We start from the raw sequence: 21,730 nt of genomic DNA on the forward strand, positions 1-21,730 counted from the left end.
TGGAAGTGGATATTGATATGGATAACGAATCGATTGGCGCGAGTCAGCCGGACGATTTCGATGAGCGCAGCGCGATGCGCAGCCCCGACGTGACGAATCGCCTCGAACGGCTTGGCGCCATGCACGGCACGCGGCTGAGCTTCGTGCGCGCGCTCGTCAGGCGCATGGCGCGCGACAACTGGCGCATCCGCGTCACGCACATGGACCTCGACGACAACGGCTATGGCACCTGCGTCTACACGATCGAAGCCTATGGCGAGCGCTACAGCCAGGTGATTTTCTCGCAGCACCTCGACGACGCCGAGCGCACCGACCGCGTGATCGCCGAGAAGTGGGACATCACGTCCGCCCTCGTGTGCGGCGTGCCCGAAGCAGCGGATCTCGCGCAACTGCGGGCCAACGTGCCCTTGCAGGAAGCGGGCCGGCTGCGCGCGCATGATCTCGTGCTGTGCCGGGCGAACAAGAGCGTGCGCAACTTCGACTACGTCGTGAATTGCCTCGCGGAAGGGCGGCAGCCGGATCCCGCCGCGTTCGAGCGCGTGGGCTACCTGATTCGCACGACGGCCGTGTATGGGAACGGGAAGTTTGGCATTGCTGATTACACGCGCCTCGTCGACAGCCAGGCGTTCCGCGCGGGGTTTTCGGCGCAGATGTGCGCTGTCTTTGTGTTGCGCGATTTCAGCGTGCGCCTCGTCGAGCACATCGCGGCGCGGCGCAATCCGCGTGCGGCCGTCAAGCTCGCGCGCAGCTACCGGCGCTATCTCGGTGTGGGCAACGCGACTGGGCTGGGGATGGCGCCGTTCCTCGTGCGCCACCCGGCCCAGCTCGACCAGTGGATACGCGGGCGCGAGACGGCGCTGGCGCGCGTGCTGGCGGTCGAGTCCGTCGACGCGGCCACGCTCGCCCGTGCGCGCACGCTGCTCGCGCGCGCCGGGCGCCACATCGCGCAGGTCCATACCGACCATCCGCGCGAGGCCGCGCGCAACGCTCAATTGCTCGCCGAGCTGCCGCGTCTCGAGCGTGCGCTACAGCATGAAGCGGCGGGGTCGCAGCCGATGCGCTGGGGCGCGCTGCTCGCGTGGGCCGCCGCGCAGCTTTCGTGTGCCGCGCAGGAAGTGCTCGTGGCCGTGCTACTCGAACTGTATCCGGAACACGTCGACACGATCGATTGCGGCGCACCGGTCGACGATACGCTGCGGCTCGATCCCGACATGCGCGTGAGCGCGCTGCGCTCGCTCGTGGAGCGCGACTACCGCTGGGCGCTCACGCAGCCCCAGACGCAGCGCGACGATGCCCATTTCTTCTGGTACCGCTCCGCCGAGAAGGAGGAGCCGCGTCTTGGCATGCGCGCCGAGGAACCGGGCGCCGCGCGCGAGTTGCCGCTCGACATCGCGCGCCAGATCCTGCGGCTCCATGCGCGGCTGCAGGAGGCGCACGACGAAGCGAGCGTGGCCGTGTTCGTGGCCGAGCATCCCGAGTTCCGCGCGATCGTGCGCCGCGTGCAGTCGCTCGCGGGGCGTGTGTATGGCGAGATACGCGAGAACCTGCTCGCACGCGACATGCTGCCGATCGACCTGATGCGCGCGAAGTTGTCGATGTTCGGCGCGAGCAAGTTCGATCCGAAGTCGAATCTGTGGGTGCGGGTCACGCTGTTCCAGGGGGCGCCGACGCTCGACGATCTCGCACCGGACATGATCGACGACTGGCTGTTTCCGTGCGTGCCGGACGGCAATGAAAGGGGGAGTGCACAAGCATGAAGATGGCGATGAACGAACTGGTCTCGCTGTGCCGCGCCGCGCTGGAGGGCAGCGGGTGGGCGCAGGGCGATTACGAAGATGCAGCGGATGCGGCCGTGTGGTTGCAGGCGCTCGGTCTCGATGGCCTCGCGGCGATGGACGGCCTGCTTGGCGCCGAGCGGGGCGAGCGGGTAGTGGTCGAAGGTGCCGCGCCTGGCGCGATGCGCGTGCAGCACTGTGCGGGGCTGGCCGGTTGTGCGCTTGCGTTCGAGCTTGCATGGGCCGAGGCGACGCGGAACGGCATGGGCGTGGTGCGCGTTTCGCAGGCACTCGCGCCGCGCCTCGCGCTGTACGGGCTGAAGATGATGAGCGCGCGCGGGCGGCATTTCGATCTGGCGTGGAGCGATGCCAGCGGGCGCCACTATGCGAGCGCCACCGGACAGAATGCGTGGCCGGCCTATCTGGGCTGTGACGCGCGAGCCACTGGGGATGCGGACGAGTTGATCGTGTGCTGCCGCGTGAATGCCTCACAGCGCGTGCCGATCGAAGTGGCTCCAACGCTTGAGGGCGCCGCCGATCCAGCCGAGCTCGAAGCACGTTACTACGAGGCGATCTGGCGCGGCGTCGACGTGGACACCGAGCAGACCGCGAGTCTGGCTACATGGAAGGGCCGCGTGCTGGTCGCGGCAAGCGAGGCGTCGCGCGAGCATGGTGCGGGGGGCGCTGATGACGGATTCTAAGCAAGTCATGGCGGCGCCGCGTACGGTCGCGGCCGTGCCCACGGGACTGCCGCAAAGCCGCACAGCGATGTTCGAATGGGCGGTGACGGCGAACGGCATGCTGTACACGGCGCAGATTCCCGTCGATGCCGAGGGGACCGTCGTGAGCGGCGGCATCGAAGCCCAGGCGCAGCAGGTGTTCGCGAACCTGTTCCAGACGCTGGCGGCGGCCGGCGCCACGGCGGGCGATGTCGCGCAGGTCTTGGTCTACGTGACGGACCGCGCGTGGCTGCCGGCCGTCAACGCGGTCTGGTTGCGTTACTTCGCGGCGCCATTTCCTAATCGCGCGTCGTGTGTCGTTGCGGGGCTGGCGCGCGAGGAAATGCTGGTCGAGATCGTTGCTTACGCCTGCGTGCCGGTTCGCGCAGGCGCGGCCGTAGCGATCTAGATTCGAAGCAAGCGCGAGCGCCCGGCCCCTTGCGTGAGCGGTGCACGCCGGTAGCGATCCGTCACGGCTTCGTGCTGGCGTTCGAGGCTAACGGTGCGCTGTCGTCGTGCCAGCCGCCTCCCAGCGCCTTGTAGAGCGCCACGAGGGCGATATCCGTGTCCCGGTCGGTTTGCGCGAGCTTGTCTTCGGCTACGTATAGCGACCGTTCCGCATCGAGCACCGGCAGGAAGTCGTCCAGACCTTGCCGGTAGAGCCGTTGCGCGATGCCCACGGCGTCGCGATCGGCTGCCACCTCGGCGGCCAGGCGCTCGCGCCTGATTTTCGACTGGCCATAGGAAACCAGTGCGGTTTCGACGTCGCGGAGCGCGTCGAGTACCACACGCTGGTATTGCGCCGCGGCAGCGTCGGTGCGTGCCTGTTCTGCATCGATCGTGAAGCGGACCTTGCCCGCGTCGAAAACGAGCCAGCTGATACTGGGGCCGATCGAGAGATAGCGGCTCGGGGCAGTCAGAAACGTCGATGCGTCGAGACTCTCGAGACCTGCTGCGCCGGTGAGGTAGAAGTGCGGGTAGAGATCGGCTTTCGCCACGCCGATGCGCGCATTCGCGGCAGCCAGTTGCCGCTCGGCCTCGCGGATATCGGGGCGGCGCTGGAGCAGATCTGACGGCAAGCCGACCGGTACGTCTGCAACCGGCGTGGGGATCGCCTGGGGGGCGTCGAGTTCGGTCAGCAACGATTCCGGCGGCACGCCCACCAATGCGCCGATCCGGTAGATGGCGGTGCGTGCGTCGACCACGAACGTCGGAATCTCGGCTTCTGTCGCTTCGACCTGCGCCTGTGCGCGCAGCACGTCGAGACGCGAAGCGAGGCCCGCATCGAACTGGGAACGCGTGAGGGCCAAGGTGTCCCGCTGGATCGACAGGTTTTCCTGCGCGACGGCGAGCTGGCGCTGCGCGCCCCGCAGCACCACATAGTCGCGCGCAATCTCGCCGGTCAGCAGGAGGGCGGCATCCCCGCGTCCTGCGACGGACGCCTCGTAGGCCGCGTTGGCCGCTTCGATGCCTCGCCGCGTGCCGCCGAACACGTCGATTTCCCACGACGCGTCGAAGCCCGCTTGCCAAAGATTGCCATCAATGCCCGGGCCCAGGCCGCCCGGCGGCACGCCAACCGGAACGTTCGCACTGCCATGCGTTCTGGCGTAGGCGGCGCCCGCGTCGACCTCGGGATAGTCGGCTGCACCTGCCACGCCGCGCATGGCCCGGGCTTCGCGCACGCGCGCTTCAGCCGAGGCGAGATCCGGGGCGCTTCGCCGCGCCTCGTCGATCAGATGGTTCAGGACCGGATCTCCGAAGTTCGTCCACCATGCCGCTTCAGCCGTCGAAGGCGCGGTGGCCTGCGCGCCAGCCGCTTCACTGTAAGCGGGCGGCAAGCTCGTTTTGGGCGCCACGTAATCGGGCCCAACCGTACACGCGCCGAGCAGGGCGCTTGTGCAGAGCAACAGCGCGGCCAACGCACGGGCCTGGCGGCCAACTCGCCGCTCGCGCCCGGCAGTTAATTCAGCAGGCCTAACCATCTGGGCGGCTCCCGGGTAAAGATACGGGTCTCGACGGACATCCCCGGGGATATCCAGCGCAGGGCGTCCGCGGAATCGTCGAACACGATTTTCACCGGGACGCGCTGCACGACCTTGACGAAATTGCCGGTGGCATTTTCCGGCGGCAGGAGCGCAAAACGCGAGCCGGTGCCGCGCTGGATGCTCTCCACGTGGGCGCGCAGCTTCAGGTTGGGAAAGGCATCGACGCGAACGGACACCGCCTGGCCCGGCTGCACGTGCGTCAGTTGCGTTTCCTTGTAGTTCGCGATCACGTAGAGCCGCTCGGGCACAACGGAGAGCAGCAGTTGGCCCGGCTGGACAAAATTGCCGGACTCCACGCTCTTTCTGGCCACACTGCCGGCTTCCGGCGCATAGATTTTCGTGTACGAAAGGTTCAACTGCGCCTGGGCAAGTGCCGCGTGCGCTTGTGCGACGGCCGCCTCGGCGGTGACCGCCTGAGTGCGCGTGAGCTTCGCAGACGCCTCTGCGGCGGTGATGCGCACCTGCGCAGCCACGGTGGTCGCCTGCGTACCCTGCGCCGCCGCCGCGCCTTCATCCACCCGTTCGGACGATACCGCGCGCACGTCTGAAACCGACTGGAGCCTTCGCAGATTGGACTGCGCCAGCTTCGAGTTGGCTTGCGCGACCTGCAGTTCGGCGCGCTGCTGCGCGACGCGTGCGTCGGCCACCGGAATCTCGTCGCGCGCTGCCTGGAGCCGGCTTTGCGCGTTCTCCAGATTGGCTTGCGCCTGCTGCAACGCAACCGCGTAATCCCGCGGATCGAGTTCGATCAGTAGCTGCCCCTGCTGCACCGCGCTGTTGTCGTCGACATAGAGCTTCTGCACGTAAGCCGGCACCTTGGGGATGACCGATATGACGTGCGCGTCCACGTATGCATCGTCGGTTTCCTGCTCGTAAAGACCCGGCAGGAAAAAATACAAGGCGATCGCGGCGAGCACGAGAAGGCCGAGTCCTGCAAACAGCAGCGGGCGCCGGTTCGGCTTTGCCGCGCCGGGCGGCGGGGTGTTGGGCGCAGGCGTGGCGGTTGTGGCAGTCGTCGGCGGCGGTGCCGCTCCCGTACGCGTTTCGTTAGGCTTTTCGACGGGCAATCCTTCACTCATCGCGTCTCCCGTCCAGTGTTTTTCGCCGCGAGCGGCGGATGTTGTGGCTTCAAGGCAATCGTCCTACTTTTTTTGCACGGGAGTAGGCGGAACAATCGGCAGCAGGCAAAGAGCGACGATCCCCACGACGGCCATGAACGCGAACGCGTCCGCGTAGGCGTAGGCCGCTGCCTGATGGGCGCCTTGCTCCGCGAGCATGCGTACGGAGGCCTGCTGTGCTTCGAGAGGCGTGTAGCCGCCGTGCGTCGTCAGCGTGCCGGAGACGGTCGAGAGCCATGTGCGCGTCACGTCATTGTCGTGCCGCACGTGATCGAAAAGCCTTGCGGAGTGCAGCGTCTCGCGATGCGAGATCAGGATCGTCAAGAGCGCGACGCCGAGTGAGGCGCCGAACTGGCGAAACGTCATGTACAGCGAAACGCCATCGAGGAGTTTGTTCTGATCGATTCGTGCGACTGTGCCGCTGCCCACGGCGGGCAGAAGCGGCGAAAGGCAGAAAGCGTAGAGAACCAGCGGCAGGGCGAAGTACCATCCCGGCGTTCCGGTGGTCAGAAGCCGGTTGAAGATCAGCATCGACATGATCAGCATGACGAGTGCGAATGCGATGGCCTTGCGTTGGCCCACGCGTGCGATGAAGCCGACCATGAGCGGCCGTATTGCGGCTGCGGTGAGCGCGTAGACGCACATGATCTGGCCGGTCTGCGTCGCGCTGTAGGTCTTCGACGCGACGTTGCGCAGGAATTCCGGCAGGACGAATACGCTGCCGGAAAGAATCATGCCGGTAAGCACCCCGAGCAACGCCGACGAAAGCACGTTACGGTCGCGCATGAGCTCGAGCCATAGCAGCGGCGTCCGGTTGGCGGCGCTCATTTGCCAGGCGATGAACAGAATCAGCGCGCCGGCACCGACAAACCCGAGTATGCGCAGATGCGCGGAGCCGAACCAGTCATCGATCTCGCCACGATTGAGTATCACCTGCAGCGCGATCAAGGCAATGGCGAGCAGCACGATGCCGGGCCAGTCCGCGGAGACAAGGCGCTCCGCGCTGGGCTTGGGCTGGTTCGGGAAATGCCGCGCGATCAGCCAGAGCGCGCCGGCGGCGTAGAGCAGGTTGGGCAGGAAAATAAGGCGCCAGTTGGCGTGATCCGTAATGTAGCCGCTCGCAAGCAGGCCCGCTGCGCTCGAGAGATACAGCATCGTCGAAATGCGCATCAGCGACGGGCTGCGCTGCGGCTTCGGCATGAGCAGGTACACGGAGGCGCGCCACCACATGACGAGGCCCGCCGCGGCGAGTCCTTGCAGGGCGCGCCAGAACAGCATGATGTCGAGATCCGGTGCGAGCGAGCAGCCTATGGACGTGGCGGCGAACGCCACCACCGTGCCGAGCAGGAAGCGTTTGTAGCCGAAATGCCCGGCCATCCAGATCGATATGGGCACGCCAAGGAATAGCGCGCAGCTGTACACGGTCAGAATCCAGCTCGCCTCGTCGGCGGAAACACCGAGGGTGCCGGTGAGATCCGTGAGGACGAGATTGACGCTGTCGAACGTGTAGAACTCCATGCCGGTCGCAAGCCCCAGACCGATCAGCAGGGCCCGGACGTGTTCGGGCGCGGGCGTGGCCGCCGCGGGCCCGGAGGCTGGCGGCGCGACAGGAGCGTGGGTGGGTATGGCGGCCTGGCTCATGGGCGGTGGTCGCGAAAAAAAGTCAGCATATCCTGGTAACGCGATTGTGGGCGCGGCGATGTCCGCGGGTCCATGGCTTCAGCTTGCCGGTTGCCCGGCCTTGACGAACCCCTTCATGGCAGTCAGAACGTCCACGGTATGCCCCACGTCTTACGTGTCCGTTACGGCATGCACGTCGTTGCCGGTATCGGAACTGTAATCGGCTCCGGTCTCCTTGACGAGACAGATGTTTTCGAATTTCGGACATTCCATCGCCCCGGCGAAACGGGGCGATGAAACGGTTGCCGCTTGCGCAAACCTGTCCAGACAGAGGCGGGAAGCCCGATCACGGTTGTCCCGAGACTGGCAGAAATTCGGAAGTGATTGTCCGTCGCGTTTGCGTGGACCCGATAGCATGAAAACAAGCGGCGAACTGATCGACCGACGGCGCAAGGAACCGCTCAATGGGCTTGCTGCCGGACCCGTCGAACATGACCGCCGGTTGCGGGAACACACCAGGAGACTCACATGATGGATTTCACTCACCTCGACAGCATCGTTGACGACCCCGAGTCGATTACGGAAGTCGTGCTGGCGGCCATGAGCAAGACGGACGACGCGCGCTTGAAGCAGATTATCGACGCGCTGGTGCGCCACGCACACGCGTTCTTTCGTGAAGTAGAACTAACGGATCAGGAGTTCGAAAAAGGGCTCGAGTTCGTCAAGGCCATCGGGCAGGCGACCGTGGACGATCACAACGAGGTCGTGCTGGCCGCGGACGTGCTGGGCTTCTCGACGCTCGTCACCCTGCTCAACACGGCCGATCGCAGCAATCGCACGCCCGGCGCGCTGCTTGGGCCGTTCTACCGGGGCCACTCGCCCGAATACGCCGATGGCGCATCCATCGTGGCCGAAGGCTCGCCCGGCGCACCGCTGTTCGTGCGCGGTCGCGTGGTGGACACGGCGGGTACGCCCGTCGAGGGCGCACTCGTCGACGTCTGGCAGGCGTCGCCAATCGGGCTCTACGAAAACCAGGACCCGGACCAGCCCGACATGAACCTGCGCGGCAGATTCCGGACCGATGCACAAGGCTATTTCAGGCTGCGGTCCGTTCGTCCTGCCGGCTATCCGGTGCCGACTCACGGCCCGGTAGGCCGGCTGCTCGAGAAGCAGCATCGTCACCCGTATCGTCCGGCACACATTCACTTCGTCGTGGTCGCGCAGGGCTATGAAACGTTGATCAGCCAGGTTTTCGCAGACGATTCGGAGTACCTGGGGTCGGACGTTGTCTTTGGCGTGAACCGCGCGCTCGTCGGGACGTTTTCCGCACACGACGACGGGAAGGCCCCCGCACCCGATGTCAACGGGCCGTATTACACGCTCGAGTATGAATTTGTCGTGGCCGAAGGGACGCCTGTCTGGCCGACGCCCCCCATCAAATAACGTGGAGAACAACGTGTCCAACATTCTTGAAGACAAAGTAGCGGTCATTCTTGGCGGTACCGGTGGAATCGGTGTGGCCGTCGCGAAGCGGCTCGCGGCGGCGGGTGCCCGTGTCGTGGTCTGCGGTCAGTCGGAGACCGCGAAAGCGCAGCAGGTCGTGGAGTCGCTGCCCGGGCACGGGCATGTGGCGAAATCCGTGTCGATCGCCGAGAGCGGTACGCTTGCCGCGCTGGCCAGCGACATTAGCGCCCTGTTCGGCCGCGTGGACATCCTCGTCAATGCCGCCGGTTTTACGAAGCCGGTCAGGCACGCCGATCTCGATGCGCTGACCGACGAGCTGATCGACGAGATCATGACGGTCAACTGGCGCGCGCAATTCGCGGCGATCCGGGAATTCCGCAGCTTGCTCGACGCATCCGGCGCGGGGCTGGTGGTCAATGTGTCTTCGATCTCGGCCACGACGGGCGTCGGCAGCAATATCGCCTACTGTGCCGCCAAAGCCGGGCTCGATGTCATGGCCGCTTCGCTTGGCCGCGCGCTTGCGCCTCGCATTCGCGTGCTGAACGTGTCGCCCGGGGTCGTGGATACCAGCTTTGTGCCCGGGCGCGGCGCGGACTTCAACGACAAGGTTGCCGCGACCACGCCGCTTGGGCGCATCGGCACGCCGGATGACATCGCCGAAGCCATCGAGGCATGTGCGACTCACCTTAAATTCAGCACGGGTACGACCATCATTGTCGATGGCGGCCGGCGGCTGGCCTGATCCGAAGCGAGGCTCATGATGCACGCACGCAAGACCATCATCACCTGTGCAGTCACAGGGAACCTGACCAAACCGGAGCAACACCCGGGACTGCCCATTACGCCCGCGCAGATTGCCACGGCCGCGCTGGAAGCGGCGCAGGCCGGCGCAGCCGTCGCTCACATTCACGTGCGCGATCCGGCGACCGGCCGACCGTCGATGGACATCGAACTGTATCGCGAGGTGATACGGCTCATCAGGGCGGTCGACCAGGAGCTTGTGATCAACCTGACGACCGGACCGGGCGGACGTTTCATCCCCTCGGACGACGATCCCAGAGTCGCGGCGCCGGGAACGACGCTGCTTGCGCCCGAGAAGCGCGTGGAGCACATCGCCGAGCTGCGGCCCGATATCTGCAGCCTTGACCTGAATACGATGAATTCGGGTGGCGACGTCGTGATCAATACGCCGAAGAACGTGCGCAAGATGGCTCACGTGATTCGCGAAGCCGGTGTCAAGCCGGAGCTGGAGATTTTCGATTCGGGCGACCTGCATCTGGCGCTCGATCTGATCAAGGAGGGCGTGCTCGACGGTCCGGGTCTGTGGACGTTCGTCATGGGCGTCAAATACGGATTCGCGGCCACGCCGGAAACGTTGCAGTACGCGCGCAATTTTCTGCCCCATGGCGCGGCGTGGTCGGCGTTCGGCATCGGCCGTGCGGAGTTTCCCATCGTCGCACAGGCGTGGCTGGCAGGTGGACATGTCCGTGTCGGTCTTGAAGACAATATCTACCTGTCGAAGGGCGTGCTCGCCGAAAGCAATGCCGAACTGGTTGCAAGAGCACGCGATATCGTGCTGTCGCTCGGTGGGGAAATTGCTACGGCTGCGCAGGCACGCGAACAACTGGGGTTGAAGCAATGAGCGAGGATCAGGACAGGCAGCAGTTTGGAACGCCATCGGTGCACAAGTCGGCATTCATCGCTCAAGGGGTATCGCTCGTCGGCGACGTGCAGATTGGAGAGTGCGCCTCGATCTGGTTCAACTGCGTGCTGAGGGGCGACGTTCAACGCATCGTCGTCGGCTCCCGAACGAATATCCAGGACGGCTCGATTCTGCACGGGACGACAAACGGTGCGCCGACGCTCGTCGGCAGTGACGTGACGGTCGGGCACGGCGCGATCCTCCATGCGTGCACGATCGAGGACCGGGCGTTTGTCGGCTTCGGTGCGCGCGTGCTCGATGGCGCAATCGTGCGCACCGGCGGCATGTTGGCCGCCGGCGCCGTCTTGACACCGGGTAAGGTGGTGGGGACAGGGGAGCTGTGGGCCGGCAATCCGGCGCGGCTGCTTCGCCCGCTCTCGGAGAAGGAGGCAGAGGCGATCCAGCTTTCGGCCGACCGATACGTGGCACTGGCGAAGCGCTACCTGTTCTCGAAGCCGCTCGTCATGCAGTTCTAACGAACTTCGCCTCCTCCGGAATTCGCGCAGAAAAAAGGTGTCGCGACACAACGGTTGGAGGCGGGAGAGGTGAACTCAACGTCAGCAGGAAGCGGCATCTGGCTAAGCCTCTGCAAAAACGGGGCTCTCGGGCAGCATCGACCCGCCGTCGACCACGATCGTCTGGCCCGTGATATAGGCCGATTCGTCGCTGGCGAGGAACAGCATGGCGTTGGCGATCTCTTCGGGCTGGCCGAGCCGCTTCAGCGGTATGTGGCGTGCGATCGCCTCCTCGCCAAAGCGTTGCTTCAGGGCGCTCATGGCAGGCGTATCGATGTAACCGGGCTCGACGCCATTGACCGTGATGCCCGCACCGGCGAGTTCGAGGGCTGCCGCGCGAATGAAACCGTTCACGCCGGCCTTGCTCGCCGCATAGTGCGATGTGGCGGGCATGACAACGCGCGGCCCGGTGATCGACGATGTCACGAGCAGCCGGCCGCCGCCCCGTGCCTTCATATGCGGTACGGCCGCCTGCGCGAGGTAGAAGCACGCTTTCAGGTTCACGGCGAGCACACGCTCGAGCGCGTCGAACGGCATCGAATCGAGCGGGTCGCGCGAGAACGCCGCCGCGTTGTGGACCACGATGTCGAGTCCGCCATGCAGGGCCGCGATGCGGTCCACGGCTTCGCGCACCGCCTGGGCATCGGCCACGTCCAGCTTCATGAACGAGACCCTCGCGCGGCCTGCGCCGGGCTCTCCTTGCATCTGCCGGCTCAGTTGCGCGGCGACGTCTTCGCCCTGGTCGGCGGAGCGCGCCGCAATCACCACCATCGCGCCCTGTCTCGCGAATACCTCCGCAATGGCGCGCCCGATGCCCTGGGCGCCGCCGGTCACGAGCGCGATCTTTCCTGTCAATCTGCCAGTCACTCTGTTCTCTCCTGCGTGGGGTCAGACGGCCAGCCGTCCGCCGTCTACGGCGTATTCGGCGCCGGTCGTGAATGAGCTCTCGTCGGAAGCGGCGAAGAGCACGGTGTAGGCGATCTCGGCCGCGCTGCCAATGCGCTTGAGCGGCACGCGCGCACCGAATGCCGCGCGCGTCGTCTCCACATCGCGCGTGCCGAAGGTGCCGAGCTCCGCCCATTCCTCGATTTCCCGGCGCACCATGGGGGTATCGGTGACAGCGGGCAGCACGGCATTCACGCGGATAGGCGTGTCGCGCTCGGCGAACTCGATCGCGGCGCAGCGGCTCAACTGCCGGACCGCGGCCTTCGACGTGCCGTAGGCGATGTTGTCCGGAATGCCTTGCACACCGAGCACGGAAGCCAGGTTCACGATGGCCGCAGTCGTTGCGCGGCCTTTTGCGCGCGCGGCGAGCGCCGGTGCCGCGTGCTTGATACCGAGGAACACGCCCTCGACATTGACGCGCATGACGTTGCGGAACTGCGCGAGCGAGGTGTCCTCGATCGACTTCACGAGCGCGACGCCTGCGTTGTTGACGAGAATGTCGAGACCGCCCAGCTCGGCCTGAATCCAGGCGATCGCGCGCTGCCAGCCTGGCTCGTCTGTCACGTCCAGCCCGCACGCAGCCGCACGGCCGCCGGAGCGGACGATTTGCGCGGCCACCTCGTTCGCGCGCGCGAGGTCGAGGTCGCTGACCACGACGTGCGCGCCTTCGCGCGCGAAGAGCTCGACGATGGCCTCGCCGATGCCCTGGCCGGCGCCCGTGACGAGCGCGATCTTGTTGTCGAGACGGCCCATCGTCAGCCTCCCACGAGCTCGGCCAGGCACTCGGAGAATGCGCGGTTGTGCTGGTCCACGTCGCCCGGCGCGAGCTGCGGGCAGGCGAGCATCATGTTGTGGAACGGCGTGATGAGCACACCGCGGTTCAGCAGGTACAGATGGATGAATGCCTCGAGCGGCCCGTTGCGTCCGGCCTTCGCTTCGCTGCCGTTGCGCGGCGGCTGCGGCATGAACATGTATTCGGCGCGGGCGCCAACTTGCGTGAGGTGCCACGGCAGCGCGTGCTTTGCGATATCCGCATCGACGCTGCGCGCGATGCGTGTCGCCATTTCGATCATGTGCGCGTAGTTCTCGTCAGTCATCACGTGTTCGAGCGTGGCGCGCAGGCCCGCGATCGTGAGCTGGTTGCCCACCAGCGTGCCGCCGAACCCCGAGTGGTTGTTGCGCTTCTCGCCGCCGGCCCACGCGGGCGGCTTAGCTGCCCAGACACGTTGCGCGACGGCTTCGGTCACGCCGTACACCGCGGAAGGAATGCCGCCCGCGATGGCCTTGCCGAGCACGAAGATGTCGGGCTCGAGCCCCCAGGCGCGCGTGCAGCCGCCGGGGCCGGTCGAGATCGTATGGGTCTCGTCGATCAGCAGCAGCGTGCCGTAGCGCCGCGTGATCTCGCGCAGCGCAGCGTGGTAGCCCGGCGCGACGGGCACCATGCCGATATTGGTCATCATCGGCTCGGTGATGACGCAGGCCACGTCGCCATGCGAGAGCTCGCGCTCGAGCGCCTCGATGTCGTTGAACTCGACGAGGCGCACGAGGCGCTCGTGATCCATGCCGTTGGCGGTGACATTGGTGCGAGTCCGCATGCGGCCTTGCGCATCGAATTCGACCTGCGTCTCGTCCACCGAGCCGTGGTAATTGCCGTTGAAGACGAGGATCTTGTCGCGTCCCGTCACGAGGCGCGCGAGCCGCAGCGCGAAGCGGTTGGCATCCGAAGCGGAAGTCGCGAGCTGCCAGTAGGGCAGGCCGAAGCGCCGGCTCAATTCTTCGCCTACCCATACGCCATCCTCGGACGGCAGCATGGCGGTCACGCCGCGGTGAGCCTGGCGGGCGATGGCGTCGGCGATGGCCGGATGCGAGTGACCGAACATCGAGCCGGTGTCGCCGAGGCAGAGGTCGACGAACTCATTGCCGTCGACGTCGCGCAGATGCGCGCCTTGCGCGTCGCGCATATAGACCGGATGCGCGCCCGGCCACAGCTGCATCCAGTGCAGCGGGGTGCCGTAGAGATACACCTCACGGCCGCGGGCATAGAGTTCGGCCGAGCGCGGATGCCGCGCCGCAAAGCGTTGCTGCTCCCGTTCGAGCAGTGCGTCGAGGCGGGACGAATCGATAACAGAATCAGGAATACTAATCGACATGAAAATCTCTCTTGCTGTGATGAGTAGAGCGGCGAAATCCCGGAGGCCTAGCGACCTAGCGCGGCGCGTTGATGATGCCAGGCGAGCAGCCGACGCTCGATGCGGTAAAAAACGGTTTCGATGCACAGCGCCGCGACCGCGATGACGAGAATCGTCGCGAGCCCCGCGGCGATCTCGAACTGCTGCTGGGCTTCGACGATGAAATTGCCGATGCCGTTGGTCGAGAGCAGCATTTCGGCGCTGACGCTAATGAGCAGCGAGAGCGCGACGCTGATGCGGATGCCGCTCACGATCTGCGGCAGGGCGGCGGGCAGGTCGATGCGCCACATGATCTCGCTGCGCGAGAGGCCGATCGAACGCGCCACGTTCACGAGCAGGGGATGGGTGGCGCGGGTGGCGTCGATGGCGTTGATGAGGATGGGAAACGCGGCGCCATAGAACACGACCAGAATCTTGGCGGCGTTGCCGGTGCCCGCGAACAGCATCACGACCGGCACGATGGCGAGCGGCGGCAACGGTCGCACGAGGTCGATCAGCGGCTCGAAGAACGCGCCGAGCGCGCGCAGGCGACCGAGGCAAATGCCGAGCGGCAACATCGTCACGAGCGCGAGCGCGAAGCCCGCGCCGGCCCGCACGAGGGTGACGCCCAGCGCCTGGGTGAGATCGCCCGCATGCCGGTAGAGCGCGCCGACCACGTCAAAGAGGCCGGGGTAGTTCGGCGAGCCGATCCAGCGCGCCGAGATTTCCCACGCGGCGCCCAGAACCGCGAGCAGCACGATGCCGGGCCAGTTGATCCGTCGAGTGAGACGCTTCATGCTTGCACCATTTTCGTGAACTGATCGTGCCACCGGACCATGCTGGCGCGCAGGCGCAACACCGCCTGGTTGAACAGCAATCCGTTGACGCCCGCAACCACAAGGAGTGCGAACGTGTCGGTCGTATGCATCGTGAACGCGCTGTCGTACAGCATGAAGCCGATGCCGTTGCTGCCGGCCAGCATCTCCGCCGCGATGGTGGCGATCAGGCAGTCCGCGACCGCGAGGCGCGCGCCGGTCAGCATGGCCGGCATCGCGGCGGGAATGCGCACCTGCCACATGATTTCCCAGCCCGAGTAGCCGAGCGTCTGCGCGCTGCGCAACTGCACCGGCTCGCTGGTCGCGAGCGCGGCCGCCGCGCTCACATAGACGGTCCAGACGCCCGAGAAGCAGACGATGAAGAGAAAGAGCTTCAGGCCGAGCCCGAGCGCGAAGATCGAGAGCGGCACGATCGCCGCGGGCGGCAGCGAGCGCATGATATTGACGAGGGGGCGCAGCGCGTCTTCAACGAGGCGGTAGCGCGCCGATAGCACGGCGGTGCCGAAGCCGAGCGCGACGGCGGCAACGAGGCCAATGGCCGTGCGCATCAGCGTGAGCGGCTCGTTCTGCCAGAACTCGGCGGAGCGCAGCTGGCCGACGAGCGCCTCGAACACGGTGCCCACGCCGGGCATGTATTCCTTCGGGACATGTCCGGTCCACACGACCAGTTGCCAGACCGCGCAACCGGCTGCGAATCCGATACATGGCTTGATCCACTGTTTCATTGCGTCACCTTCATAGCGTCACCTGCGGTGCTTGCGTGAGCGTTGCCGCGCGCCGCTGCCGGCCTGGGTGTGCCTGGACTGGCCCGCATGCGGCATGCGCGGCGCGCAGCCTCGCGGCTGCCTTGCGCGCGGTTCGAGGTTATTTCGCGGCGCCGGTTGCCACGAGCGTGGCGGGGTCGAGCGGCGCGTGCAGCAGGCCGTAGTGCACCATCGCGTCGGTGAGCGGGCGCAGCGAGGCGGCATCGGGCGTGAGAGAGCCCCAGTCGAAATAGTGCGTGACCTGTTGCGCGAGATCCGGCGCGAGCTTGAACTCGCTCACGAGCCATTGCTGATAGAGGGCGGGGTTGGCGCGGAAGTCGGCGCTCGCGCGATCGAGGACGCGGTTAAAGCGCTGCAGGACGTCCGCATGGCTCTTGACCCAGTCCTCGCGCGCGAACAGCACGTCGAGTGCGATACGCTGGTTCGGCGGGAGATTCGCGATGACACCCGAGCCGAGCGTGACCGCCTGGACATTCGGCGACATCTTCGCCGACGCATAGAAGGGCTCGGAAATACAGGCCGCATCCGCGTTACCGACCTGCAGCATGCTGGCCATTTGCGGCATCGGCACGATGATCTTCTTCACCGAGTCATAGGGCACGCCCGCTTGCGCGAGGTGCTCCTTCACGAGCAGCTCGCACACGGCGCCCGTAGCGTTGATCGCGATGGTCTTGCCGCGCAGGTCGGCCACGCTGTGAATGTTCGACGCTTTGCTGGCGATCAGCCACGTGTCTTGCTTGCCGGGCGCGCCGTACTCGTAGTCGAGCGTGTCGACGATCACGAACGGCTGGTTGCGTGCGCGCGCGAACAGCACGGGAATGATGCCCGAGTAGCCGATATCGACCGAGCCGCTCGCGAGCGCCGACGAAACCGCCGGCCCCGAGCCCAGCGTGACGATCTCGGGCTTGAGGCCCTCCTGAGCGAAGTAGCCTTTGCTTTGCGCGTAGTAGATCCGGATCATCGAATCGGCGCGAATCTCGCCGATCCGGATGGTCGTGGGCGCGTCTGCGGCGAGGGCCTGCCCGGCCGCCGCCACGAACGCGGCGCCCACTAGCGCACGCTTGATCAAGCGCTTGAACATAGTTGTCTCCTGTCTGTCTTTATGAAATGAAGAATGCGTTCAGTGCGGCGTGCGCATGGACTGGATCAGCGTGACGACCTGATGGCGCAGGTCGAGGAACTCGCGTTCCTCGCGCGTTTCCAGCTGCGTGCGCGGCCGCGCGAGCGAAACCTTGATCTGCTGCGCCACGACGGTCGGGCGCTTCGAGAGCACGACGATGCGGTCGGCCATGTAGACGGCTTCGTCGACGTCGTGGGTCACGAGCACGCAGGTTTGCTTGTAGCGGCGCGCGAGGTCGAGCAGCAGGTCCTGGATGTCGGCGCGCGTTTGCGCGTCGACGGCGGCGAGCGGCTCGTCGAGCAGCAGCAGTTGCGAGCGCGCCGCGAGGCCGCGCGCGATCGCGATGCGCTGCTGCATCCCGCCCGACACCTGCCACGGATAGTGGCGCTCGAAGCCTTTCAGGCCGACGTTCGCGAGCAGCTCGTGCGCATACGCGAGCTTGTCGGCGCGGCTCATGTCGTGAACCCGCTTCATGCCGAACACGACGTTCTGCAGGTTGTTCTTCCAGGGCAGCAGCGAGCGGCTGTAATCCTGGAACACGACCGACACGCCAGCGGGCGGTCCGTCGACGGGCTTGCCGCCGAACTCGACCGTACCGCTGTCCACGCGATACAGGCCCGCGAGGCACATCAGCAGCGTGGTCTTGCCGCAGCCGGACGGCCCGACGATCGAGAGGAACTCGCCTTCGAGCGCCTCGAAGCTCAGGTCGCCAATGATCGGGTTGCGCATGGCGCCTTCGCCGAGCGCCTTGGCAATGTGCTGTACCTTCAAGAGGGCGCCGGGCGTGCCGGCGCTGCGGCTTTCAGGGCCGCTGGTCGCCGCGCCCGCGTTCGCCGCGCTCCGTGCGGGGTTCGCGCCCGCGGGATGCATGGCCGCCGCTTCACGCCGCATATTCAAATCAGCTTGCACGTCTATTCTCCTGCCCGCTTGCCGGGCATCCAGTCGACCCGCAACGTCGTCTGTCTGCCGCGCCAATCGGGATCCAGTCATGGGATTCAGTCGTGTATCGATCTTCAGTCGTATAACGGTCGGGCTTCAGTCCGCGGCGATCGCTTCAAAGGCCGCATGCAAGCCGTTCATGCAACGTTCGACGTGTTCTTTCTCGAACGTGAGCGGAGGCGAGAGGATGATCTTGTTGCCGGCGATGCGCACGAGGAGCCCTTGGGCGCACAGCGTGGCATAGAGCTTCTTCGAGGCCGGATGCGTCGGCGGCAAGGGCGCTTTTGTCGCCTTGTCGAGCACGAGCTCGATGCCGAGCATCAGGCCCTTGCCGCGCACTTCGCCCACCTGCTTATAGTCGAGCAATTCCCTCAGGCGTGCGAGGAAATATTCGCCCTGGCGAGCGGCGTTGCCCGGCAGGTCCTCGCGCTCGACAATGTCGAGATTCGCGAGCGCCGCCGCGCAGGCGAGCGGATGGCCGGAGTACGTGTAGCCGTGCATGATCGTTGCGAGCGGATGGTCGGTGTCCCATGCGCGCGCGACGCGTTCGTTGACGACCGTGGCGCCTAGCGGCACGTAAGCCGAATTGATGCCCTTGGCGAAGTTCATGATGTCCGGCGCGACGCCCCATGCCCGCGCGCCGAACATCGAACCGGTGCGCCCGAAGCCGGTGACGACTTCGTCGGCGATCAACAGGATGTCGTGGCGGTCGCACAGCTCGCGCAGCCGCGGCCAGTAGCGCGCGGGCGGCACGATCAGTCCGCCCGCGCCCTGCACGGGCTCCGCGACGAAGGCGGCCACGGTGTCCGCGCCTTGATGCAGGATCTCGCGCTCGAGGTCGTCGATGCAGAGATCGACGAGCCGCTCGGGGTCGTTGGTCCACGGATTGCGGTACAGATACGGCGCCTCGGCCTGAAAGAATCCCGGCAGCATCGGCTCGTAGGCGCGTCGCCACATGATGTTGCCGCCCGCCGACATGCCGCCGAAGTGCAGGCCGTGATAGCCGTGCTTGAGCGAGAAGATCTTGGTCTTCTCGGGCTTGCCGCTGAGCTTCCAGTACTGGCGTGCGAGCTTGAACGCGGTTTCGTTCGCGTCCGAGCCGCCCGAGCCGTACATCACGCGGGCCATCTTTTCCGGCGCGAGCATCTTGATCAGGCGCGCCGAAAGAGCGATGGAAGGCGGATTCGAAAGATTGGAGAAGGTGCCGTAATAGGCGATCTGATCGAGCTGGTCGACGATGGCCTGCTTGATCTCGGGGCGGCGGTGACCCACGTTCACGCACCAGAGACCCGCGGTGCAGTCGAGATAGCGCTTGCCGTCGATGTCTTGCACGAACACGCCTTCGCCCTGCGTGATGATCGTGGGGAGGGCGGCCTCGGTGGCGGCGGGCGCTGCCATCGGGTGCCAGATATAGCGCGCGTTGTCGGCCGCGATGGCGCTGCGGTCCACGGACTGGTTGCTGAACACGTTGCTTGTCTCCGATGAGGATGTTGATCGTTGCGTCGTTTGTGTGCCGCTTCGTACGTCGATTTGCACGCTGTTTGTGTTGATATAATATAAACAGTGTTGACACATCGTTAAAACAGTATGGTAAGCTGCTGTTTGTGTGTCAAGCCGGAACCCATTCATGAAAACCCTTGCCAAGTCTCTCGACGTGCTCCAGCAGTTCGTCAACGCAGGCTCCGATCTCGGAGTGACCGAAATCGCGCAACGCACCGGCATTGACAAGGTGATCGTGCACCGCATCCTCAAAACGTATGCGGAATACGACTTCGTGGCGCAGAACCCCACGACGCGGCGCTATCGCCTGAGCAATGCGATCCTCGCGCTCGCGGCCGCGCAGCAGAACAGCTTCCCGCCGCTCGAGGCCGCAAGGCCGCATCTGCTGCAGCTGTGGAAGAGCACTTCGGAAACGATTCATTTCACGGTGGGCCGCAGCGACGAGATGGTCGTGCTGCAGGTCTACGAGAGCCCGCTGCCCAACCGCGTCGCGGCGGATCTGGGCGAGCACGTGCCGATGTACTGCACGGCGGCGGGCAAGGCATGGCTCGCGCGTTTGCCCGAAGCCGCGCTCGACGACTACCTCGCGCGCGTGAAGCTCGTGGCGCGCGCGCCGAACACGCTGATCGAGCGCGACGCGCTCCTGGCCGAGCTCGAGCGCACGCGCGAGCGCGGCTATGCGCAGGATATGGAGGAATACGAACCGCACCTGCATGCACTGGCGGCACCCATCGTGAACAGCCGCGGCGAAACGCTCGCGTGCGTCGCGCTGGCGGCCCCCGCCGCGCGCATGACCAGGCGCGTGATGACGCGCCTCGCGCCCGTGCTGACCGAGCGCGCGGCAGCCATCTCGGCGGAACTTGCCCATGTGACCTCGATCGTCTGATCTCATTTCCCCCTCGCCGCCAGGCACGCACGCGAACGCGATGAACGTTTGCGGCGTGCCTGTTGGCATTCATCCCCAAGGAGAGACAGTTGGAGACTTGCACCTACCCTCAACCGCGCCAGCACATTGCCGGGCAGTGGCGCGACGGCACGGGCGCGCTTGCGTGCACCGTGGTGAACCCGGCCAACGAAACGACTTTGGCGTCGTTTCAGGCCGCGTCCGATGACGACATCGCGCAGGCCGTCGCGGCGAGCGCCGCGGCGTTCCCGGCATGGGCCGCACGCAGCGCGTTCGAGCGCGGGCAGATCATGCGCGCCGCGGCTCAGCGCCTGCGCGAGTCGGCGCAAGAGAGCGCCATGCGTCTCACGCTGGAGCAGGGCAAGCCGCTTGCCGAGGCCACGCGCGAAATCGCCCAGGCCGCCGATGTCATCGACTGGTTCGCCGAGGAGGGGCGCCGCGCCTACGGGCGCGTAATTCCCGCGCGCGCGCCGAACGTCCAGCAGTGGGTCGTGCAGAAACCCGTTGGCCCGGTGGCCGCGCTCACGCCCTGGAACTTCCCGGTCATGCTGTCCGCGTGCAAGCTCGCCGCCGCGCTCGCGGCCGGCTGCACGGTGGTGCTGAAGCCCGCCGAGGAAACCCCCGTCGCCGTCATGGCGCTCGTCGATGCGTTCGTCGCAAGCGGCACGCCGCCCGGCGTAGTGCAGATGCTGATCGGCGACCCGGGCCATATCTCCAGCTCGCTGATTGCGTCGGTGGCCGTCCGCAAGGTCAGCTTCACCGGCTCGATCAACGTCGGACGACTGCTTGGCGAGCAGGCGGGGCGGCATCTCACGCGCGTGACGCTCGAGTTGGGCGGCCACGCACCCGTGATCGTCTGCGAAGACGCGGACCTCGAAAGCGCACTCGACACGCTCGCGGGCTTCAAATTCCGCAACGCCGGGCAGATCTGTGCGAATCCATCGCGCTTCTATGTGCACCAGTCGCTGTATCAGCGCTTCGTGGAGGGATTTGCCGCGCGCGCCCGTGCCGTGAAAATCGGTGATGGACTCGCGCCGGACACGCAAATGGGCCCGCTCGCGAGCCGGCGGCGCGTCGAGCAAATGGCGGCGCTCGTCGACGACGCGCGCGGCGTGGGCGCGCGCATCGTGTGCGGCGGAGAATGCGTGCCTCGCGCGGGTTTCTTCTTTCAGCCCACCGTGCTCGCGGACGTGCCCGATATGGCGCGCGTGATGAACGAAGAGCCGTTCGGCCCCGTCGTGCCGATCGCCTCGTTCGACTCGCTCGACGATGTGATCGAACGCGCGAATCGTCTGCCGGTTGGACTTGCCGCTTACGCGTTTACGACATCGATTCGGAATGCAGATCGTCTCGCGGATGCGCTCGAAGCCGGCGCCGTGGGCATCAACAGCGTGGCCGTACTGCAAGCTGAGACGCCTTTCGGCGGCGTCAAGGACAGCGGCTTCGGCAAGGAAAACGGCATCGAAGGCTTGCAGGACTATCTATGCGCAAAGTTCGTTAGCCGAAGCTTTGCGTAGCCCCTGGCGCACCATTGACTGCGTTGCGCGACTCATCGTAAACCCATAAGTACGCCGGATTAACTTGACACGCATTTTT

General features: G+C 65.9%; 20 protein-coding genes. 9 read left to right on the plus strand and 11 right to left on the minus strand.

Going from position 1 to position 21,730, the window contains the following annotated elements; all coding sequences use genetic code 11:
* Positions 1–17 precede the first annotated feature (17 nt).
* Genes E1956_RS16470 through E1956_RS16480 form a run of 3 tightly spaced genes read left to right on the plus strand, consistent with a single transcriptional unit; the run spans position 18 to position 2,903 of the window.
* Entirely contained in the window at positions 18–1,757 is a 1,740-nt protein-coding gene (locus tag E1956_RS16470) for a hypothetical protein (protein ID WP_197732883.1), read from the plus strand.
* The gene (locus tag E1956_RS16475; RefSeq protein ID WP_134751053.1) at positions 1,754–2,476 is read left to right on the plus strand and encodes a DUF3726 domain-containing protein; all 723 of its coding nucleotides are present in this window, start codon (positions 1,754–1,756) and stop codon (positions 2,474–2,476) included. The genes E1956_RS16470 and E1956_RS16475 overlap by 4 nt, the downstream gene beginning before the upstream one ends.
* Positions 2,463–2,903 carry a RidA family protein gene (locus tag E1956_RS16480; RefSeq protein ID WP_197732884.1) on the plus strand — a complete coding sequence of 147 codons (441 nt, stop codon included), beginning with the start codon at positions 2,463–2,465 and terminating at the stop codon, positions 2,901–2,903. Before E1956_RS16475 ends, E1956_RS16480 begins: the two co-directional genes overlap by 14 nt.
* 61 nt (positions 2,904–2,964) lie before the next feature.
* On the opposite strand, the gene E1956_RS16485 is transcribed toward E1956_RS16480, so the two are convergent.
* The 3 genes from E1956_RS16485 to E1956_RS16495 form a co-directional block, all read right to left on the minus strand.
* Positions 2,965–4,476, minus strand: coding sequence for an efflux transporter outer membrane subunit (locus E1956_RS16485; RefSeq protein WP_134751055.1), 1,512 nt, complete (start codon positions 4,474–4,476; stop codon positions 2,965–2,967).
* Complete coding sequence (locus E1956_RS16490) at positions 4,455–5,618, minus strand: HlyD family secretion protein (protein ID WP_134751057.1); 1,164 nt, start codon at positions 5,616–5,618, stop codon at positions 4,455–4,457. The genes E1956_RS16485 and E1956_RS16490 overlap by 22 nt, the downstream gene beginning before the upstream one ends.
* A 63-nt stretch (positions 5,619–5,681) precedes the next feature.
* A complete protein-coding gene (locus E1956_RS16495) occupies positions 5,682–7,298 on the minus strand; it encodes a DHA2 family efflux MFS transporter permease subunit (RefSeq protein WP_232071657.1) in 1,617 nt (538 codons plus the stop codon).
* A 507-nt stretch (positions 7,299–7,805) separates the two neighbouring features.
* On the opposite strand from E1956_RS16495, the gene E1956_RS16500 reads away from it, so the two are divergent.
* The 4 genes from E1956_RS16500 to E1956_RS16515 are packed head-to-tail and all read left to right on the plus strand — an operon-like array spanning position 7,806 to position 10,919.
* On the plus strand, positions 7,806–8,720 hold the full coding sequence (locus tag E1956_RS16500; protein WP_418789286.1) for a dioxygenase family protein: 915 nt from the start codon (positions 7,806–7,808) through the stop codon (positions 8,718–8,720).
* Between the two features lie 13 nt (positions 8,721–8,733).
* Positions 8,734–9,483, plus strand: a complete 750-nt coding sequence (locus tag E1956_RS16505) for an SDR family NAD(P)-dependent oxidoreductase (RefSeq protein ID WP_232071659.1) — start codon at positions 8,734–8,736, stop codon at positions 9,481–9,483.
* An 18-nt stretch (positions 9,484–9,501) separates the two neighbouring features.
* Positions 9,502–10,383: a beta-keto acid cleavage family enzyme gene (locus tag E1956_RS16510; protein WP_134754494.1), complete on the plus strand. Its 882-nt coding sequence runs from the start codon at positions 9,502–9,504 to the stop codon at positions 10,381–10,383.
* Positions 10,380–10,919, plus strand: coding sequence for a gamma carbonic anhydrase family protein (locus tag E1956_RS16515; RefSeq protein WP_134751061.1), 540 nt, complete (start codon positions 10,380–10,382; stop codon positions 10,917–10,919). Before E1956_RS16510 ends, E1956_RS16515 begins: the two co-directional genes overlap by 4 nt.
* A 102-nt stretch (positions 10,920–11,021) precedes the next feature.
* Here E1956_RS16515 and E1956_RS16520 read toward each other — a convergent pair whose 3' ends face one another.
* The 8 genes from E1956_RS16520 to E1956_RS16555 form a co-directional block, all read right to left on the minus strand.
* A complete protein-coding gene (locus E1956_RS16520) occupies positions 11,022–11,825 on the minus strand; it encodes an SDR family oxidoreductase (RefSeq protein ID WP_197732885.1) in 804 nt (267 codons plus the stop codon).
* Positions 11,826–11,846: 21 nt separating this feature from the next.
* Positions 11,847–12,656 carry an SDR family NAD(P)-dependent oxidoreductase gene (locus E1956_RS16525; RefSeq protein WP_134751063.1) on the minus strand — a complete coding sequence of 270 codons (810 nt, stop codon included), beginning with the start codon at positions 12,654–12,656 and terminating at the stop codon, positions 11,847–11,849.
* Between the two features lie 2 nt (positions 12,657–12,658).
* Positions 12,659–14,053 (minus strand): aspartate aminotransferase family protein, encoded by a 1,395-nt coding sequence (locus E1956_RS16530; RefSeq protein WP_134751065.1) that lies wholly within the window; start codon positions 14,051–14,053, stop codon positions 12,659–12,661.
* A gap of 47 nt (positions 14,054–14,100) precedes the next feature.
* Complete coding sequence (locus E1956_RS16535; protein WP_134751067.1) at positions 14,101–14,868, minus strand: ABC transporter permease; 768 nt, start codon at positions 14,866–14,868, stop codon at positions 14,101–14,103.
* Positions 14,865–15,632, minus strand: a complete 768-nt coding sequence (locus tag E1956_RS16540) for an ABC transporter permease (protein ID WP_134751069.1) — start codon at positions 15,630–15,632, stop codon at positions 14,865–14,867. The genes E1956_RS16535 and E1956_RS16540 overlap by 4 nt, the downstream gene beginning before the upstream one ends.
* Before the next feature lie 139 nt (positions 15,633–15,771).
* Positions 15,772–16,752, minus strand: a complete 981-nt coding sequence (locus tag E1956_RS16545) for an ABC transporter substrate-binding protein (RefSeq protein ID WP_134751071.1) — start codon at positions 16,750–16,752, stop codon at positions 15,772–15,774.
* A 39-nt stretch (positions 16,753–16,791) separates the two neighbouring features.
* The gene (locus E1956_RS16550; RefSeq protein ID WP_197732886.1) at positions 16,792–17,700 is read right to left on the minus strand and encodes an ABC transporter ATP-binding protein; all 909 of its coding nucleotides are present in this window, start codon (positions 17,698–17,700) and stop codon (positions 16,792–16,794) included.
* A 126-nt stretch (positions 17,701–17,826) separates the two neighbouring features.
* Positions 17,827–19,197 carry an aminotransferase class III-fold pyridoxal phosphate-dependent enzyme gene (locus E1956_RS16555; protein WP_418789287.1) on the minus strand — a complete coding sequence of 457 codons (1,371 nt, stop codon included), beginning with the start codon at positions 19,195–19,197 and terminating at the stop codon, positions 17,827–17,829.
* 160 nt (positions 19,198–19,357) lie between these two features.
* On the opposite strand from E1956_RS16555, the gene E1956_RS16560 reads away from it, so the two are divergent.
* The gene (locus E1956_RS16560; protein WP_134751073.1) at positions 19,358–20,116 is read left to right on the plus strand and encodes an IclR family transcriptional regulator; all 759 of its coding nucleotides are present in this window, start codon (positions 19,358–19,360) and stop codon (positions 20,114–20,116) included.
* A gap of 89 nt (positions 20,117–20,205) precedes the next feature.
* Positions 20,206–21,651 (plus strand): NAD-dependent succinate-semialdehyde dehydrogenase, encoded by a 1,446-nt coding sequence (locus E1956_RS16565; protein ID WP_134751075.1) that lies wholly within the window; start codon positions 20,206–20,208, stop codon positions 21,649–21,651.
* Positions 21,652–21,730: the final 79 nt, after the last annotated feature.

Origin of the sequence: Paraburkholderia pallida (assembly GCF_004524855.1) — a bacterium.
Lineage (GTDB): Bacteria > Pseudomonadota > Gammaproteobacteria > Burkholderiales > Burkholderiaceae > Paraburkholderia > Paraburkholderia oxyphila.

Coding starts and splice junctions, on each gene's coding strand:
- E1956_RS16515 (WP_134751061.1), top strand. CDS start 10,380: ATGAGCGAGGATCAGGACAGGCAGCAGTTTGGAACGCCATCGGTGCAC.
- E1956_RS16500 (WP_418789286.1), top strand. CDS start 7,806: ATGATGGATTTCACTCACCTCGACAGCATCGTTGACGACCCCGAGTCG.
- E1956_RS16475 (WP_134751053.1), top strand. CDS start 1,754: ATGAAGATGGCGATGAACGAACTGGTCTCGCTGTGCCGCGCCGCGCTG.
- E1956_RS16510 (WP_134754494.1), top strand. CDS start 9,502: ATGCACGCACGCAAGACCATCATCACCTGTGCAGTCACAGGGAACCTG.
- E1956_RS16535 (WP_134751067.1), bottom strand. CDS start 14,868: ATGAAGCGTCTCACTCGACGGATCAACTGGCCCGGCATCGTGCTGCTC.
- E1956_RS16470 (WP_197732883.1), top strand. CDS start 18: ATGGATAACGAATCGATTGGCGCGAGTCAGCCGGACGATTTCGATGAG.
- E1956_RS16530 (WP_134751065.1), bottom strand. CDS start 14,053: ATGTCGATTAGTATTCCTGATTCTGTTATCGATTCGTCCCGCCTCGAC.
- E1956_RS16545 (WP_134751071.1), bottom strand. CDS start 16,752: ATGTTCAAGCGCTTGATCAAGCGTGCGCTAGTGGGCGCCGCGTTCGTG.
- E1956_RS16525 (WP_134751063.1), bottom strand. CDS start 12,656: ATGGGCCGTCTCGACAACAAGATCGCGCTCGTCACGGGCGCCGGCCAG.
- E1956_RS16495 (WP_232071657.1), bottom strand. CDS start 7,298: ATGAGCCAGGCCGCCATACCCACCCACGCTCCTGTCGCGCCGCCAGCC.
- E1956_RS16485 (WP_134751055.1), bottom strand. CDS start 4,476: ATGGTTAGGCCTGCTGAATTAACTGCCGGGCGCGAGCGGCGAGTTGGC.
- E1956_RS16540 (WP_134751069.1), bottom strand. CDS start 15,632: ATGAAACAGTGGATCAAGCCATGTATCGGATTCGCAGCCGGTTGCGCG.
- E1956_RS16480 (WP_197732884.1), top strand. CDS start 2,463: ATGACGGATTCTAAGCAAGTCATGGCGGCGCCGCGTACGGTCGCGGCC.
- E1956_RS16490 (WP_134751057.1), bottom strand. CDS start 5,618: ATGAGTGAAGGATTGCCCGTCGAAAAGCCTAACGAAACGCGTACGGGA.
- E1956_RS16560 (WP_134751073.1), top strand. CDS start 19,358: ATGAAAACCCTTGCCAAGTCTCTCGACGTGCTCCAGCAGTTCGTCAAC.